The sequence below is a fragment of the Escherichia sp. E1V33 genome (assembly GCF_004211955.1).
GTDB lineage: Bacteria > Pseudomonadota > Gammaproteobacteria > Enterobacterales > Enterobacteriaceae > Escherichia.
Genome location: NZ_RHJI01000053.1, coordinates 1 through 1,702, shown reverse-complemented (window position 1 = coordinate 1,702; position 1,702 = coordinate 1). Strand labels below are relative to the sequence as shown.

1 rRNA gene is annotated in these 1,702 nt (G+C 52.9%); it reads left to right on the top strand.

Features of this window, described 5'->3' with window-relative positions:
• The first annotated feature begins 146 nt into the window (after window positions 1–146).
• Window positions 147–1,688, top strand: a 16S ribosomal RNA gene (locus tag D9742_RS22870).
• Window positions 1,689–1,702: the final 14 nt, after the last annotated feature.

The following is a 1,702-nucleotide window of genomic DNA, read 5'->3' as shown; positions in this document are numbered from 1 at the left end:
ACTGCTCTTTAACAATTTATCAGACAATCTGTGTGGGCACTCGAAGATACGGATTCTTAACGTCGCAAGACGAAAAATGAATACCAAGTCTCAAGAGTGAACACGTAATTCATTACGAAGTTTAATTCTTTGAGCATCAAACTTTTAAATTGAAGAGTTTGATCATGGCTCAGATTGAACGCTGGCGGCAGGCCTAACACATGCAAGTCGAACGGTAACAGGAAGCAGCTTGCTGCTTCGCTGACGAGTGGCGGACGGGTGAGTAATGTCTGGGAAACTGCCTGATGGAGGGGGATAACTACTGGAAACGGTAGCTAATACCGCATAACGTCGCAAGACCAAAGAGGGGGACCTTCGGGCCTCTTGCCATCGGATGTGCCCAGATGGGATTAGCTAGTAGGTGGGGTAACGGCTCACCTAGGCGACGATCCCTAGCTGGTCTGAGAGGATGACCAGCCACACTGGAACTGAGACACGGTCCAGACTCCTACGGGAGGCAGCAGTGGGGAATATTGCACAATGGGCGCAAGCCTGATGCAGCCATGCCGCGTGTATGAAGAAGGCCTTCGGGTTGTAAAGTACTTTCAGCGGGGAGGAAGGGAGTAAAGTTAATACCTTTGCTCATTGACGTTACCCGCAGAAGAAGCACCGGCTAACTCCGTGCCAGCAGCCGCGGTAATACGGAGGGTGCAAGCGTTAATCGGAATTACTGGGCGTAAAGCGCACGCAGGCGGTTTGTTAAGTCAGATGTGAAATCCCCGGGCTCAACCTGGGAACTGCATCTGATACTGGCAAGCTTGAGTCTCGTAGAGGGGGGTAGAATTCCAGGTGTAGCGGTGAAATGCGTAGAGATCTGGAGGAATACCGGTGGCGAAGGCGGCCCCCTGGACGAAGACTGACGCTCAGGTGCGAAAGCGTGGGGAGCAAACAGGATTAGATACCCTGGTAGTCCACGCCGTAAACGATGTCGACTTGGAGGTTGTGCCCTTGAGGCGTGGCTTCCGGAGCTAACGCGTTAAGTCGACCGCCTGGGGAGTACGGCCGCAAGGTTAAAACTCAAATGAATTGACGGGGGCCCGCACAAGCGGTGGAGCATGTGGTTTAATTCGATGCAACGCGAAGAACCTTACCTGGTCTTGACATCCACAGAACTTTCCAGAGATGGATTGGTGCCTTCGGGAACTGTGAGACAGGTGCTGCATGGCTGTCGTCAGCTCGTGTTGTGAAATGTTGGGTTAAGTCCCGCAACGAGCGCAACCCTTATCCTTTGTTGCCAGCGGTCCGGCCGGGAACTCAAAGGAGACTGCCAGTGATAAACTGGAGGAAGGTGGGGATGACGTCAAGTCATCATGGCCCTTACGACCAGGGCTACACACGTGCTACAATGGCGCATACAAAGAGAAGCGACCTCGCGAGAGCAAGCGGACCTCATAAAGTGCGTCGTAGTCCGGATTGGAGTCTGCAACTCGACTCCATGAAGTCGGAATCGCTAGTAATCGTGGATCAGAATGCCACGGTGAATACGTTCCCGGGCCTTGTACACACCGCCCGTCACACCATGGGAGTGGGTTGCAAAAGAAGTAGGTAGCTTAACCTTCGGGAGGGCGCTTACCACTTTGTGATTCATGACTGGGGTGAAGTCGTAACAAGGTAACCGTAGGGGAACCTGCGGTTGGATCACCTCCTTACCTTAAAGAAGCGT